The sequence below is a fragment of the Brevibacillus sp. Leaf182 genome (genome assembly GCF_001423865.2).
GTDB classification, from domain to species: domain Bacteria; phylum Bacillota; class Bacilli; order Brevibacillales; family Brevibacillaceae; genus Brevibacillus; species Brevibacillus brevis_C.
Window position 1 is genome coordinate 496,262 of record NZ_LMPN02000023.1, and the last position, 15,368, is coordinate 511,629.

A 15,368-nucleotide genomic window follows, 5' to 3' on the forward strand; every position below is an offset into this window, starting at 1 on the left:
GTCATACCCCCACTTCCGTAGCAGTCTTGGTGTCGCCGTCCCACTCTGACGTATACATCCAGCAGCGTACTTTGCTTCCGTCTGCATACTCCAAGAGCTCAGGAAGCTTCGTATTGCACAGCTCTGTTGCATGGGGGCAACGTGGAGCAAATCGGCATCCAACTGGCATGTTGAACGGACTTGGAACGTTTCCTTTAATCGCTTGCAGCTCTTCCACGTCCTCATCCAGACGGGGGAGGGAGTTCATCAGCCCTACTGTATAGGGATGGCGTGGATTCGCGAACAGGTTTTGTGCAGTTGTGTACTCGACGACTTTTCCTGCGTACATGACCGCAACGCGATCGCATGTTTCCGCAACGACGCCAAGATCGTGGGTAATCATGATAATGCTCATGCCCATTTCGACTTGCAGCTTTTTCATCAGTTCGAGAATCTGAGCCTGAATGGTAACGTCCAAAGCTGTTGTCGGTTCATCTGCGATCAAAATTTCTGGGCGGCAGGCGAGAGCCATCGCGATCATGACACGCTGGCGCATACCACCAGACAATTCATGAGGCTCTTGAGTCGCGCGTTTTTCCGGGGAAGGAATACCAACCAGACGCAGCATGTCTACTGCTTTGTCCCACGCTTCCTTGCGTCCCATGTTTTGGTGCAGGCGCAATACTTCTGCGATTTGCTCCCCAACCGAATAAACCGGATTGAGCGAGGTCATAGGCTCTTGGAAAATCATCGAAATCTCGTTGCCGCGGATCGAGCGCATGTCTGCTTCTGATTTTTTCGTCAGGTCTTGCCCTTTGAAAAGGATTTCTCCTCCTACAATTTTTCCCGGAGGACTGGCAATCAAACGCAGGATCGAGAGGGAAGTGATACTTTTTCCACAGCCCGATTCTCCTACCAGACCTAGTGTCTCTCCTCTATTTAGAGAGAAATCAACGCCGTCCACTGCTTTACTGACGCCATCTTCTGTGAAAAAATGCGTTTGCAGATTGCGAACGTCCAGGATGATATCTTGTTGTTCCGGCATGGTGATCCCTCCTTAGTTCAGATCAATTCGTTTATTGAAGTAGCGATACAATACATCGACGAGCAGGTTCACGAACACGAAGATAATGGAAGCGATCAGTACGCCGCCTTGTACGACAGGCAAATCACGCATGCGGATCGCATCGACGATCAGGCGACCCAAGCCGTTGATGGCAAATACAGATTCTACGAGAACCGTACCACCCAAAAGGAAGCCGAACTGCAAGCCAACGACCGTAATAATCGGGATCAACGCGTTTTTCAAAGCATGCTTGTAAATGATGACTGTTTCACGCAAGCCTTTTGCTTTCGCTGTGCGGATGTAGTCTTGACGCACGACGTCGAGCATACTGGAGCGAGTCATACGAGCAACGATAGCAGCCCCGGCGGTACCGAGTGTGATTGCTGGCAAAATCATGTGCTTCCAGGTGCCCCAGCCAGCAACAGGGAAGAGTTGCAGCTTGACAGAAAACGTGTAGATTAAGCTCAAGCCGAGCCAAAAGCTTGGCAAGGATACACCGAGCAAGGCAATAACCATGATCGTAATATCAGCAGCAGAGTATTGCTTGGTAGCAGAGATGATTCCCGCGATCATCCCGAGGACAACCGTTACAAAAATACTGGCAACGGCGAGCTCGATGGTAGCAGGCAGGCGCGCCATGATCTCATCCCACACGGGAAGATTGGAGCGAAGTGATGTACCTAGATCGCCTTGGAACACGTTGGCGACATATTGCGCATATTGAACCATGATCGGCTGATCCAAGCCGAGTTGTGTACGCATTTTTGCAATTGTTTCTTCAGAAGCGCCTTCACCAGCAAGCAATACCGCCGGGTCGCCAGGAACCATTTGCATGATCAAAAAGACGACCAGAATGACACCGAGCAGGACGGGAATCATTTGCAGCAGGCGACGGATAATGTAAACAAACATGTAGCATTCCCTCCTATTGTTTCATTCGTGGATCGAGAGCGTCCCTGAGGCCGTCCCCAAAGATGTTGAAGCCGAGAACAAGAGTGGCAATAGCGAAACCAGGGAACATGGCCAGATGCGGAGCGGTAAACAAGAAGTCGCGTCCGTTACTGAGCATGGCGCCCCACTCCGGCAGAGGAGGCTGTGCTCCCAGTCCGAGGAACGAAAGGCCAGCAGCGGATAAAATCGCAGTAGCTAGGCGCATCGTTGCCTGTACGATAATAGGAGACAAAATGTTTGGAAAAATGTGTTTAAAGATAATCGTGAAGTCATTGGCACCGAGTGAGCGGATCGCATCGATGTACTCCAGTTTTTTCACGGTCAAAGTAGAGCCGCGGACGATCCGTGCAAATACAGGAATCGAGAAGATACCAACGGCGATCATAACGTTAAAGAGACTTGGCCCTAAGGCACTGACGATGGCCAGAGAAAGCAGGATTCCCGGGAAGGCGAGCAGGACATCGATGATACGGGAGATAACGGTATCTACCCAGCCTCCGTAGTAACCGGATAATAAACCGAGAATAATTCCGAAAAATGCACCAATAAAGACGGCGACAAATCCGACGGACATCGAGAGCTGTGTTCCGTATAAAAGACGGCTCATTACATCCCGACCTTTGTCATCGGTACCCATCCAGTGTTCAGCAGATGGTGGTTTTAACTTGTTAACCAAGTCAATCTCATAGGGATCGTAGGGAGCGATGAATGGTGCCAGCAGGGCAATCGCGATGTAAAAAATCACGATACAGCCGCCTACCATGGCGAGTTTGTTTTTTCGTAGTTTCCTGTAAAAAGTCCGCCATCTGCTAGGGCGTGCAGCCGCTGCTTTCGGCGGAAGAGCTTGATTGGTTGGCGCGATCTCAACCTTCATGGTGTAACCCCTCCTTTGCTTACGTCAAAGTTATCAGAAAAATGTACGAAGTAAAGGCAATTTGAACAAGTCGTAAAAATAGTGAAAATAGACGTAAAGATTGTGCAAATCAAGTCTTCCGGCTTCCTAGATAATGGGGGAGAAAGGAATGGAGAGAGACAAAGAGAGGGTGGATAATGGATGGGCGTTACCTATTGGTTGACCAATGTTCGTTTGGAGACGGGCTACCGTCGGGAAAACGGTGTCGTCACGGGGACAGAGGCATCCTTGTTTCACATTTTGGTAAAAGACGGAAAATTCGCGCGTATTGTACCGGCGACAGAGAAGCTTACAGATGGTATTTTGCAAAAGGATGCAAAAGGCTTATTGGCACTCCCATCTCTCGTAGAGAAGCATGTTCATTTGGACAAGACGCTTCAGGGAGAACCATGGCGGGCTGTCATCCCTGTGTCCAATATCATTGAACGCTGCGAAATTGAAAAGCGCACACTGCCGGGATTGCCGACAACTACACAAGAGCGTGCGGAGAATCTGTTGGAGATCCTCTTGTCCTATGGCTCGACACACGTGCGCACACATGTGGATATTTACCCGGAAGTGGGAATCTCCAATTTGGAATCAGTAAAAGCAGCATTAGCAACCTACGCGGACCGAGTCACCCACGAGATCGTGGCATTCCCGCAGCATGGCTTATTGCGTACAGATGCAAAAGCACTCTTGCGTGAAGCATTGCGCCAAGGTGCGACTCATGTCGGGGGCGTGGACCCAGCTAATGTGGATGGCGATATAGAAGAATCCTTGCACCAAATGATGGAGCTGGCTGTAGAAGCAAACGCAGGTGTCGACTTGCATTTACATGACCCAGGGCATTTGGGGACCTACACGATGAAGCGACTGGCAGCCATGACCGTAGATGCTGGCTGGCAAGGCCGCGTAGCAATCAGCCATGCGTTTGCGCTCGGAGACATCCCTGTGCAGGAAGCAGAAGAGATGGCGACGATCCTGCGGGAAGCAGGCATTACGATCATCACCAGCGTGCCATTTAGCCGCGTCATTCCACCCGTACAGCTATTGCACCAAAATGGTGTAGACGTTGCGGTCGGCTGCGACAACATTTTTGACACGTGGCAGCCATACGGGAATGGCGATGTGTTGGAGCGCCTCTGGCGACTGGCTGAACGCAATCGTTGGCTGGACGAGTTGTCCCTGTCTCAATCGCTGCGTTTTATCACAGGTGGCAAAACGACGCTGGATGCCAACGGAACTCAGTTGTGGCCTGCACAAGGCGAAGACGCTAGCCTGATCCTCGTGGATGCGACCTGCTCGGCAGAAGCGATCGCGCGCCGTGCAGATCGACACGCTGTATTCTTCAAAGGCAATCTCGCTTCTGGTCAAGTGGAAGAAGTGAACGTTTAAGAGGGGTGAAAAGCCGGTGAAATCTTCTCCTTATTGGATCGTCAACGCTCGATTGGAAAGCGGGTATGAGTGGGAAGAAGGCGTGATCAGTGGAACGCGGACAGAGCTGTGCGATTTGCTCATTGAGAATGGAAAAATCACACGCATTGTCCCTTCCAGTGAGATTTTGGAGGATGGGCTGCCAAAAAAGGACGCGAAGGGCTTCCTGATCTTGCCGTCTATGGCCGAGAAGCACATTCATCTGGAAAAAACGTATTTCGGCGGCCCATGGAAGGCAACAACTCCCGTAAAAAGCTTGTTCGAACGCCACGCTGAGGACAGAGGGCTGTTGCCGATGTATCTCAAGCAGGCTCAGACAGGAGCAGAAAATATTCTCTCGCTGCTGGTGGAAACAGGGGTTACGCATGTAAGAACGCATTGTCATGTGGACCCGCAGGTTGGTCTTGGGTTTTTGGAAGGAATGAAGAGTGCATTTGAGACATATGCAGACCGTGTCTCCCACGAAATCGTTGCTTTCCCGCATTATGGCATGCTGCGTACTCAAGCGCGCGACATAGTACGTGAGGCGCTGCGTCAAGGCGCCACTCATGTAGGCGGCGTCGATCCAGGTGGAGTAGACGGCGATATCGAGCGTTCCCTGCAAACGATGCTAGAGCTGGCAGTCGAAGCAGATGCCGACATTGACATGCATTTGCATGATCCGGGGCATCTCGGCGTGTTTACGATGAAGCGCCTCGCTGCTCTGACAGAAGAAGCAGGGTGGCAAGGACGTGTCACGATTAGTCACGCGATGGGATTAGGCGATGTTTCGCAGGAGGAAGCCAGAGAGCTGGCACAACGACTGGCTTCTCTTGGTATCTCCATTGCATCGACCGTGCCGATCAATCGCCCGACCATTCCGATTCCGTTGCTGCATCAAGAAGGAGTAGCGGTCATGCTCGGCAACGATAGCCTGACAGACAACTGGACACCCTTTGGCAGTGGAGACTTGTTGGAAAAAGCAGGACGACTGGCTGAACGCTTCCGCTTGACGGATGAAAGATCATTAGGCGTAGCACTCGGGTTTGTAACAGAAGGGCGGATCACTCTCGATGAAAGCGGGAATCGCCTGTGGCCACTGGCTGGAGATGAGGCGAGCCTGATGGCGGTCGAAGCGACATGTTCAGCAGAAGCTGTTGCGAGACGTGCAAAGCGCAAGGTCGTTCTTTTCCAAGGCAACCGGGTAGCGGGTGAGTGGTAGAACTACTTTTAAATAGAAAGGATGTCATGGATAGATGTCTACAGCCTATTGGATTACCAACGTCCGCTTGGAGAGCGGATATCGCAAAGAAAATGACAAGGTGGTTGCTACAGATACTGAAGTGGCGCATCTATTAATAGAAGACGGACGAATTGCACAGATCGTGAGTGGAGCTGCTCCACAAACTGAGCTGCCAATGAAGGATGCCAGCGGTCTGTTGGCACTGCCGTCATTTAGAGATATGCACATCCACATCGATAAAACGTACTATGGCGGTCCTTGGAAAGCCGTGACACCAGTGAAAAACATCTTGGGGCGACTGGAAGAAGAGAGCCAGCTCATGCCGAAGCTGTTGCCAACCGCACAAGAGCGCGCAGAAAAAATGCTGGAATTGCTGCTGTCCGCAGGCTCCACCCATATTCGCTCCCATTGCAATATCGATCCGTACATCGGACTTAAAAACCTGGAAGCGACCATGGCAGCTCTGGAAACCTTCAGCGGCAGATTGCATTGCGAGGTTGTAGCCTTCCCGCAGCAAGGTCTCCTGCGAAGCAACCAAGTGGAGAACATCCGCCAAGCCTTGAAGATGGGCGCGACCTACGTTGGTGGTGTAGACCCGGCGACAGTGGATCAAAACATCGAGAAATCGCTCGCAACTATTTTTGAGCTGGCAGTCGAAGCGAATGCACCAATCGACGTTCATTTGCATGACCCGGACCATCTCGGGGTGTTTACATTCAAGCGTCTGGCTAAAATGACCGAAGAAGCAGGATGGCAAGGTCGCGTTACCATCAGCCATGCAAACTCCCTTGCTGACATCAGCCTGGAAGAAGCAGGTGACGTAGCTGAAATGCTCGCTGGCTTGGGCATTTCGATCACATCCACTGTACCCGTGAACAGAGGAACAATTCCGATTCCATTGCTGCATGAGAAAGGCGTTTCGGTTTCTCTCGGAGACGATAGTATTACTGACCACTGGTCGCCATTTGGACAAGGCGACAGCTTGGAAAAAGCAGGTCGCTTGGCAGAGCGCTTCCGCATGCAGGATGAGCGTTCGCTGTCCCAAGCACTGGGCTTCATTACAGGCGGGAAGACGCCGCTGGATAAAGAGGGCAACCGGATGTGGCCGAATGTTGGGGACGAGGCGGATATCGTATTCGTTCACGCATCCTCGGCAGCAGAAGCAGTTGCACGCCGTGCGAAGCGTCAAGCAGTGATGTTCCGCGGGAATGTCGTTTCTGGGGCTTTGTAAAATCGAAAAGGAAATCTTTAACAAAAACAGACACGCGAATGTGACGTGTCTGTTTTTTGTTCAGCTATTGGGAGATGCCTGCACCTAAAATGCATGGCACCAGCATAGAGGATCATCTCCCCCACAATGAGGGCAACAACCTCCTGTATAGCGAAGGCGAATTTGATCTGAATGTAGCACACCATAGTCGGTAATCGGTTCGACGCCCGGGATTGGTTCGTCTGGAATCTCGCGCACTTTCATGTCCGACCACTTTCCGCTCCAGGAACATATACGGCACGTTAATCTCTCTGCTGTAGGGTGCAACGCATTCTCGATGACGATCATACATTCTTGACTGTTGGTATTACAAGTTGGACAATCGTGAAGTTTCATGATTCATCACCTCTCAAGTTTGCATACATCCTCAAAATAATCGACAACAACCTCACGGAATTCTTGGGCAGCTCGCGAAATGTACCGACTCTTGTGCCATAATAAAGCGATTTCCCGCACCAATTCGTGATTCTCTACTTGGAGATACCTGACTTGTTCGCGAGAATACCTTGCCGTGCTTGGTATGAAGGCTATGCCAATTTCTGCTTCCACTAGCTGAATCAGCCTTGCAGGTTCATCTCCCTCATACACATAGGTAGGTACGAATCCAACCGACTTGCATATTGCGTCTACGAAATCGCGTGTACCGTACCCTTTCTTTACACCGACAAACGGTTCATCCTTCAGCTCTGTCAAAGATACGATACTTCGGTCTGCCAGTCGATGTCCCCTTGGAACGGCTACGAGAATAGGGTCAATGAAGACGATTTGACATTCAATGTCATCGTCTTGTATAGGAGGGGAGGACAAGCAAAAATCGACCTCTCCTCTATGAAGAAGCGTAATCATTTCCTTTGTGGAGAGCATTTGTACATGGAATTGGATATCGGGCCTCTTTTTCCGAAACTCTCGAAGGATATTGGGCAGCGTGCTTGCAGTAGTCACCGCCAATTCAAGCGTGCCATGCTCCGGGTTGGACAAATCGCGAAGCTCCAGTTTCCCTTGTTCCAATTCAAACAAAGCTCGTTCCACCCGGCTGAGGAATTTGCTTCCGAACTCATTCAGTCGTAGCTTTCTCCCTGTACGATCAAAGAGAGGGACGCCCAGATCCTCCTCCAATCGTTGAATCGTTTTGCTTAGGGACGATTGGGTCACATGCAGGCTTCGTGCAGCTTCGGTCACATGCTCCATACGAGCTACGGTAAGAAAGTATTGCAGTTGAAGAAGTTCCATTTCGCTCCTCCATTCATTCCTTTCAATCCATGAAATCATAACATGAAATGCGTTGGAGTAAATGTTTGGTTTCCAGTACGATATCATCAATACGCTTTAAGGAGGGCTGAAAATGGGGGCTCACAACAGGTGGTTGATGATTTCCGTTGGACTAGGGATATTGTTGAACCCATTAAATTCTTCGATGATTTCTGTTGCGATTGCAAGGCTGCAAAATGTGTACCGTCTTGACTTCACGGTTGTTTCGTGGATTATTTTCTCGTTCTACATTGCGAGTGCAATCGCTCAACCTGTCATGGGAAAGGCAAGTGATTTGTTCGGCCGCAAGAAGATATTTCTTACCGGACTTGTGGTATCTTTCGTAGCTTCCTTATTGGCTCCATTATCACCAAACTTTGGGTGGCTCATTGTATTCCGAATTGTGCAATCGATCGGAACAAGCATGATGGTTGCGGTTGGAATGGCCATTGTACGAATTCATATTACGGAGAAACAAGCAACGGCGCTTTCCGTACTGTCCATATTCCTATCTGGAGCAGCAGCGATTGGACCTTTTATTGGCGGGGTGTTGCTTCATTATTGGGATTGGTCTGCGATCTTTCTCATTAATATTCCGTTCGTGGTGGCGAGCTTCCTGTTAGCTTGGAGGATGATTCCAAAGGATGAATCGAAAGCATCTGTTGCACATGACATGTCCTTTCGAAAATGGTTGGAGTTGATTGATGCAACAGGGATCGTGCTCTTCGCAGTGGGACTGGTTGCACTGCTCGTGGGATTGCTTTCAGCAAAATCATCGGGACACGTCACATGGTGGCATATCTTGGTTGGAGGGATCGGCCTTGTTACACTGGGGGTTTTCGTACGACATGAGTTAAAAACGACTTCTCCGTTTATTCCTCTACGGACATTTGCCAAATATCCTGCGATGACGTGGGTCAATATCGAATTCATGCTTGTTAATGTCCTTTTTTATTCGCTTTTTTTCGGGCTTCCGTCCTACTTGCAAATGGTTCGTCATCTCAGCGAGTTCCATACAGGAATTCTCATGCTCAGCTTAGGTTTATGCTCACTCGTTGTGTCTCCACTAGCAGGACGATGGATTGATCGATCAGGACCTCGACCGGCATTGTTCGTATCCGCCATGCTTATGACATTTGGGTCATTGTGGCTTGTGATGTTCAAGCAAGATTCACCTGTGATCAGTGTGTGTGTGGCGTTAGTAGCATTCGGTATTAGCAATGGGTTAAACAATGTCGGAATGCAAGCAGCCTTGTTCAAAAGTTCTCCAAAAGAAATCATCGGAGTAGCATCCGGATTATTCCAAACATCCAGATACCTGGGTACCATTCTCTCCTCGTTGTTGATCGGCATTGTAATGGGAGATGCGTTTAGCGCCGAGGGGTTGCAAGCGCTTGGCATGATCCTCTCGACAATCGCATTGTCTTTGGTACTCATAAGTTGGCGACGGGAATCAAGGCAAGTGGGGGAGTCGTAGGTTCACCCAACCCTATTCAAAATCACAGGCGTGGTTCATAACAAATTGTTTGAATTTTGCAGTGGCAGGTGATAAATATCTCCCTTCTACCCAAGCAATTCCAATTGTCCGTTGGCACTTCGGGCTTTTGACAGGGATTTGTGTAATCTTACTCTGGTCCGTTCCCTTTAAATTGGGCAAAAGGGAGATTCCCAGTCCAGCAGCGACTAGGCCTGCAACGGTATCTGCTTCCTCACCTTCAAATGTAATGGGAGGTGTAATTCCCGCTTCTTGAAACAATTGCTCGACAGTGATACGAAGGGAGTAGCCTTCTTTTAAATGGATAAAGGATTCATTTGCAATCTCTTCCAACGTAATCGAGGTACGATTTGCATATTTGTGGTCTTTCGGGACAATCACAAAAAGCTCTTCATTCCAAAGCGGCTTCCATACAAAGGGAGATTTCATATCCATAGGAGCAAGTAGACAAAGATCAAATTCTCCTCCTTGCAACTGATTCATAAGCATATGGGAGGGACCTTGTCCGAGTCGAAAATGAACATTTGGGTAGTGGGAGCGAAAAGAAGCCAGTAAATCAGGGATACGACTGGTACTTAACGTATGCAGAAACCCAAGAGACACTTCTCCCTTATCTGGTTCAAGTAAATCCATGATCTCTTGTTTTCCTTCATGAAATTCCTTCATCATAGTTTCGACTCGCTTTAAAAAGAGATGACCATATTTATTGAGCCGAATCGAACGTCCCTGACGGTCAAACAGGGGTACGCCTATTTCATCCTCAAATCGGGCAATCGAACGACTTAGAGCAGACTGGGAAATCGAGAGAGCTTCGGCAGCATGTGTCACGTGTTGGATTCTTGCCAGGGTTTGGAAATATTCGAACTGTTGCCATTCCATTCGAAAGCACCACTTTCCGTCCGGATTTTTCATTACATAAATGCATGGAAAACATGATTATAATGAATTATACATCATAGATAAATGGTGATACCATAAAACCATAATCATCCTGAAATGATATGGTGATGGACATGATACAACAAGGCACGCCACTCTTCCGCAAAACCAGCTTTGCTTTCTTTGCCGCTGGTTTCAATACGTTTGCTATTCTTTACTGCGTACAGCCATTGATGCCGGAATTTTCAAAGGAATTTGCGGTTAGTCCAACGACAGCAAGCTTTTCCCTCTCGATTACAACCATGGTTCTTGCCGTTAGTATGCTCATTTTTGGGTCGTTGTCTGAAGTATGGGGACGCAAGCCGATCATGATCGTTTCCATGCTCGCTTCATCTGTGTTTTGTATTCTCACAGCATTCAGTTCGAATTTTCATGTTCTCCTGGTATTGCGAACGATTGAAGGAATTTCATTGGCGGGTTTACCCTCCATAGCAATGGCCTATCTTGGAGAAGAAATCGAATCCAAAAGTTTGGGAGCGGCTATGGGTCTCTATATATGCGGAAATTCCATTGGGGCTGTGTTTGGTAGGGTTTTCTCAGGAATGATGAGTGACTACTTCGGCTGGCAGATCGCAATAGGGGGGATTGGTCTCATCAGCTTGGCTGCCACACTGATTTTTTGGAACACCTTACCACCCTCACAAAATTTCAAGGCACGTCCATTCGTAATGAGTAAGTTGGGTCTGTCTTTAATGGACCATCTAAAGGCTCCAAGTCTCATTTGTTTATTTGTCATCGGCTTTATCCTTTTAGGAAGTAATGTAGCGTTGTTCAATTACATCGCTTATGTCTTGCTCGAAAAGCCTTATTCACTCAGCCAAACATTGATAAGTTGGACATTTTTAATTATGATCATCGGAATGTTCAGCTCTGTCTGGACAGGAAAACTAATCGATCGTCATGGTAAGCAAAAGCTGTTATTCATAAGCTTGTTTCTCGCATTGATCGGCGTCTGCTTGACGTGGGAATCGAATCTCATTCTAAAAATAGGAGGACTTGGATTTTTTACTTTTGGATTTTTTGGAGCGCATGCGGTTGCAAGTAGCTGGGTAGGACAGCTTGCTTTACAGAACAAAGCACAGGCCTCTTCTTTGTATTTATTTTTCTACTATACGGGTTCAAGTGTAGGAGGGACACTCGGCGGATTGTTTTGGTCCGCATACGGATGGGGAGGCGTCATCAGCATGAATGTCGGCTTTCTCCTAGTTGGCTTCATACTTTGGGCGTGCGTCTCAAAAATGGTTCAGAATGCGAAGAAAATGACGAAAATAGCCTAGACTTGTGCCCAAAAATAAAGAAACGGAAAAACTCAGTATCGTTTGGTGATACAAAGTCTTTCCGTTTTTTATTGGTCAAACGATAACCCGAATGCCAGCGCCAATAAGACGGCGAAAGCACCACCTGCAAGCGAGCCTGCGACATTGACGGCATCGTTGTTCCAACCAGCGCGACCGCGGATTCGCACGGCTGGCTTGCCGCAGTGACGAGCCTGTTCGATTTCACGCCCGCAAGCATCACAACGGTACATTTGCTGCCATGTCGCACCGATCCATGAATCAACCAGTGACCCTACCATGCCCGCCAGTCCTGCTATGCCAATCCAGGCTGCCAGTCTGAGGGCAGGTGTGAGCCCATCCGGCGCGGGTTGACCGGGTATCGCAAGCAGCAACCACGCTGCACCGCCGATAAATAGTCCCCCAGCCAGCGAAGCACCCATGCCCAGGCCAGAAATGCCGCCAGAAGTGCCGGGCGGAACACGTTGACCCGTCTTGATCGATCTCGGGGGCTTCCGGCTCAATCCGCCGATTTCTGTCGCCCATGTATCGGCTGTTACCGCCGCCATCACGCCGAGGAACGCGTACCACCAAAGCGGATGCGGCCACGCCCAATTTGCTACACATAACAGGAGCCCGAGTCCGCCGTTTGCGAGCACCTGCCCGGCATCGCGTCTCCCCGTTTTCTCATAACCGCTCTCCGCCTCTTGCTTTTTATGCTTTTTCCACTTGGACAATAAAGTGGACGAGACAAAAAAAGCGATGAGGGAGCCGAACCAGATAGGGCTTCCGAGTGCATACATCACAGTGCCCAGCATCACCGCCGCCAAAAAGCCGGAACCGGACAACGACCGTTTTACATAAGCCGCTCCCGCAATCCCAGCGCTGCAGGCCAGACCGATTAACCACTCCACAGATTCCGCCTCCCTTTACTTTGAACTATTATACCTCAACGTAGCAGGCGAGATGAGCGGTTTCTTTCGCAAGCAATGAAGGAGTTTATTACGAGAACGTTAAAACATGTAAAAAGTTGGGCATAGATAGACGTGTTGTACGAACGGGTATCATAATAAAGAAAGGATGATCTGTGATGAAGACTTCTCTTAAAGAGAATGCAGTCTCATTTTTGCAACTGGTAGCGTCGGGGAATGTGCGAGAAGCATACCAAAGATACACTGGTCCGAATTTCCGCCACCATAATCCCTTTTTCCGTGGCGATGCTCATTCGCTCATGCTCGCAATGGAAGAGAACGCCGCAAAGAATCCTCATAAGATTCTCGAAGTGAAACGTGCCATCGAAGAGGGGGATATCGTTGCCGTTCATTCTCATGTGAAGCAAAACCAAGAGGATCTCGGGGGAGCTGTGGTCCATATCTTCCGTTTTCATAACGACCAAATCGTCGAATTCTGGGATGTAGGCCAGCCCATACCGGATGATTCTCCCAATGAGAATGGAATGTTCTAACGTCAGGATATGGTTGTTGAGCAAGCGGGCATTGATCGTTTCATAAACAAAGAGAATGGCAGCCAGTGCATTTGGCTGCTGTTTGTTTAACCAAAGATGGTCATTTCCTTATGATTGATATCTAGCACTTCCATTTTCACCATACCGCCAAGATGATGTGGCACGATATCAGACAATTCTTTTAGCGCCAGATGGAATTCATCGCTTCTTGTTTCATCTACTAATTCCATACAGAGGAATGCATTTTTCGTATTTTCTGTTAGCATCGTCCTCTGAGCTTCACGCCAATTCCAGCATCTGCATATGGCACCGACATCATCTTTATAAACAATTTCCCCTTCATATGGCGAAGCATTTTCATCCTGTCCCAATGGGAGAAACGGTTCGTTGCCATTTGCCTGCGTCAGGCGAATATCGCCTACAAAAGTATCGATATCTTCTCCACCACACGGAAGGCCATAACGCAAGGAAATGGAATTATAGATGTCAACAAGCGGGTTTATTGTTCCGATCGGATTGCCATTTTTCACTCTTTTTAATAAAGCTTCAATGGAACACCTTGCCCCTTTCTTAGTCTTGAATTTCTGAAAAGCTTCTCGCCAAACAGAAATGACAGGATTACTGCTGAATTCCTCTAGACGTAAGAATTTATGCGCTTCTTTCTCTGCCTCTTGCAGCAGCCTCTCGTATTTTTCAACGTCCCTAATTGAATTATCAATTCCCTCGCAAATCACGATGCCTATTTTTGCATGCGGAAATAACGACCAAAAATCATCTTCAATGATAAAGCTAGTCATAACCTATCTCTCCGTTTCATTTCACTTATTATGTTTTGGAGGGGCTCGCAAAGGCGGAGAAAATTCCTAGAGCAATATAGAAATAACCAGTTATCTGATTCACTACCTTTGAACTCGCCGTACTACTGACAATCCGCTTTCTCATGCTTGCTGCGAGAACGGCATACAGACCATCGCTAACAAAAGCGAGGATAATAAATATCGTTCCTAAAAGCAAAAATTGAACCGTGACTGACCCAGCAGTAGGTGATATGAATTGCGGAAAGAAGGCTAAAAAGAAGAGGGCTGTCTTAGGATTCATTACCTCGACAAGCGCTGATTCGTAAAAAATCTTTCGTAATTTTTTGCGAGGGGCTTTTGGAATGTCAGAAGCCGTTCGATCCGCTTTAGAAAATAAAGTCTTACACCCCAGATAGATAAGATAAGCAGCACCCAAGTATTTCACGATATGAAAGGCTGTTGCTGATGTCATAAGAATCGCAGAAACTCCGATTGCTCCAGCTAAAACGTGAACAGAACCACCAAGAGACACACCAAGAACAGATACCAGACCCGCTTTCTTTCCTTGATCGATACTTCTAGCCATAATATAGAACACAGCTGGTCCGGGTATGATTAACAGCGTAGCAGCGGCAATGACAAATAGCCAAATAGTTGAGAACTCCATAAGATGCAACTCCTTGTTGTATTTATAGGCGGCTGATCATTTAAATAACTCCCTCCGTTGCTCACGCAGCCACTGAGCAACCTGAATTTCCTCTTGATCATTAGATTTTTCAAGCTCTGCCACAATCGATTGATAATCGGTGTTGTTGCGATTTTGGCTCATTTTGGCTGCCCCTTGAATCGAGGTGATTTCAATCTCAAAACCAACGATTCCTTTCATTTCTCTCTCAAGCAATTCAGGATCAAATGTATCCCAGAGTCGACCATTTTCGCGGTGAGATTCATAGTGGGTAAGCATGGTATCCAAAGCCGACTTGAGTTCATCCTTCGTGAGGATACGTGCTGTCCCATACGCATGTACAGCGAGATAGTCCCATGTGGGAACCTGTTCACTCTCATACCAGCTTGACGAAATGTAAGCGTGCGGTCCTTGAAAAATCAGCAAAACATCTCTATTAGTATCCAACGTTTTCTTCTGCATGTTTCCGTATGCGATGTGCCCAGTCGCATAGATTTTCCCTTCCTCTTCACGAATTTCCAACGGGATATGCGTAGCCAACGGGCGATGTTCATCAACTGTAATCAATAGGGCAAACGGGTTAGACTTCATCATTTGAACTGCCTCATCATGTTCCATCCGATATTGCTTAGGAATGTACATAATAAC

15 protein-coding genes are annotated in these 15,368 nt (G+C 48.3%); 6 read left to right on the plus strand and 9 right to left on the minus strand.

Going from position 1 to position 15,368, the window contains the following annotated elements; all coding sequences use genetic code 11:
• Position 1: 1 nt before the first annotated feature.
• Genes ASG16_RS15770 through nikC form a run of 3 tightly spaced genes read right to left on the minus strand, consistent with a single transcriptional unit; the run spans position 2 to position 2,870 of the window.
• Complete coding sequence (locus ASG16_RS15770; protein WP_056496339.1) at positions 2-1,024, minus strand: ABC transporter ATP-binding protein; 1,023 nt, start codon at positions 1,022-1,024, stop codon at positions 2-4.
• Between the two features lie 12 nt (positions 1,025-1,036).
• Positions 1,037-1,957, minus strand: coding sequence for a nickel ABC transporter permease (gene nikB, locus ASG16_RS15775; protein WP_048031875.1), 921 nt, complete (start codon positions 1,955-1,957; stop codon positions 1,037-1,039).
• Between the two features lie 13 nt (positions 1,958-1,970).
• The gene (nikC, locus tag ASG16_RS15780) at positions 1,971-2,870 is read right to left on the minus strand and encodes a nickel transporter permease (RefSeq protein ID WP_048031876.1); all 900 of its coding nucleotides are present in this window, start codon (positions 2,868-2,870) and stop codon (positions 1,971-1,973) included.
• A 180-nt stretch (positions 2,871-3,050) separates the two neighbouring features.
• Between nikC and ASG16_RS15785 the strand changes: the two genes are divergently transcribed.
• Genes ASG16_RS15785 through ASG16_RS15795 form a run of 3 tightly spaced genes read left to right on the plus strand, consistent with a single transcriptional unit; the run spans position 3,051 to position 6,778 of the window.
• A complete protein-coding gene (locus tag ASG16_RS15785) occupies positions 3,051-4,286 on the plus strand; it encodes an amidohydrolase (protein ID WP_056496336.1) in 1,236 nt (411 codons plus the stop codon).
• A gap of 16 nt (positions 4,287-4,302) precedes the next feature.
• Positions 4,303-5,526 (plus strand): amidohydrolase, encoded by a 1,224-nt coding sequence (locus ASG16_RS15790; protein WP_056496333.1) that lies wholly within the window; start codon positions 4,303-4,305, stop codon positions 5,524-5,526.
• 34 nt (positions 5,527-5,560) lie between these two features.
• Positions 5,561-6,778: an amidohydrolase family protein gene (locus ASG16_RS15795; protein WP_056496331.1), complete on the plus strand. Its 1,218-nt coding sequence runs from the start codon at positions 5,561-5,563 to the stop codon at positions 6,776-6,778.
• A gap of 381 nt (positions 6,779-7,159) precedes the next feature.
• On the opposite strand, the gene ASG16_RS15800 is transcribed toward ASG16_RS15795, so the two are convergent.
• Entirely contained in the window at positions 7,160-8,047 is an 888-nt protein-coding gene (locus ASG16_RS15800; RefSeq protein ID WP_056496328.1) for a LysR family transcriptional regulator, read from the minus strand.
• Positions 8,048-8,159: 112 nt separating this feature from the next.
• On the opposite strand from ASG16_RS15800, the gene ASG16_RS15805 reads away from it, so the two are divergent.
• Positions 8,160-9,542, plus strand: coding sequence for an MFS transporter (locus tag ASG16_RS15805; RefSeq protein ID WP_056496325.1), 1,383 nt, complete (start codon positions 8,160-8,162; stop codon positions 9,540-9,542).
• A 12-nt stretch (positions 9,543-9,554) separates the two neighbouring features.
• Here ASG16_RS15805 and ASG16_RS15810 read toward each other — a convergent pair whose 3' ends face one another.
• Positions 9,555-10,439, minus strand: coding sequence for a LysR family transcriptional regulator (locus tag ASG16_RS15810; RefSeq protein ID WP_056496321.1), 885 nt, complete (start codon positions 10,437-10,439; stop codon positions 9,555-9,557).
• Positions 10,440-10,567: 128 nt separating this feature from the next.
• Here ASG16_RS15810 and ASG16_RS15815 point away from each other — a divergent pair, with 128 nt between their 5' ends.
• Positions 10,568-11,776, plus strand: a complete 1,209-nt coding sequence (locus tag ASG16_RS15815) for an MFS transporter (RefSeq protein ID WP_483296477.1) — start codon at positions 10,568-10,570, stop codon at positions 11,774-11,776.
• A gap of 68 nt (positions 11,777-11,844) precedes the next feature.
• Here the strand turns inward: ASG16_RS15815 and ASG16_RS15820 are convergent, their stop codons facing one another.
• On the minus strand, positions 11,845-12,687 hold the full coding sequence (locus ASG16_RS15820; RefSeq protein WP_056496318.1) for a DUF92 domain-containing protein: 843 nt from the start codon (positions 12,685-12,687) through the stop codon (positions 11,845-11,847).
• 176 nt (positions 12,688-12,863) lie between these two features.
• Here ASG16_RS15820 and ASG16_RS15825 point away from each other — a divergent pair, with 176 nt between their 5' ends.
• Positions 12,864-13,238: a nuclear transport factor 2 family protein gene (locus ASG16_RS15825; RefSeq protein WP_056496315.1), complete on the plus strand. Its 375-nt coding sequence runs from the start codon at positions 12,864-12,866 to the stop codon at positions 13,236-13,238.
• 86 nt (positions 13,239-13,324) lie between these two features.
• Here ASG16_RS15825 and ASG16_RS15830 read toward each other — a convergent pair whose 3' ends face one another.
• From ASG16_RS15830 to ASG16_RS15840, 3 genes are read right to left on the minus strand one after another with little or no spacing between them, the layout of a single operon-like run.
• Positions 13,325-14,035, minus strand: coding sequence for a B3/B4 domain-containing protein (locus ASG16_RS15830; RefSeq protein ID WP_056496312.1), 711 nt, complete (start codon positions 14,033-14,035; stop codon positions 13,325-13,327).
• 28 nt (positions 14,036-14,063) lie between these two features.
• Positions 14,064-14,702 carry a LysE family translocator gene (locus ASG16_RS15835; RefSeq protein ID WP_056496309.1) on the minus strand — a complete coding sequence of 213 codons (639 nt, stop codon included), beginning with the start codon at positions 14,700-14,702 and terminating at the stop codon, positions 14,064-14,066.
• A gap of 36 nt (positions 14,703-14,738) precedes the next feature.
• On the minus strand, positions 14,739-15,362 hold the full coding sequence (locus tag ASG16_RS15840; protein ID WP_056496306.1) for an FMN-binding negative transcriptional regulator: 624 nt from the start codon (positions 15,360-15,362) through the stop codon (positions 14,739-14,741).
• Positions 15,363-15,368 lie beyond the last annotated feature (6 nt).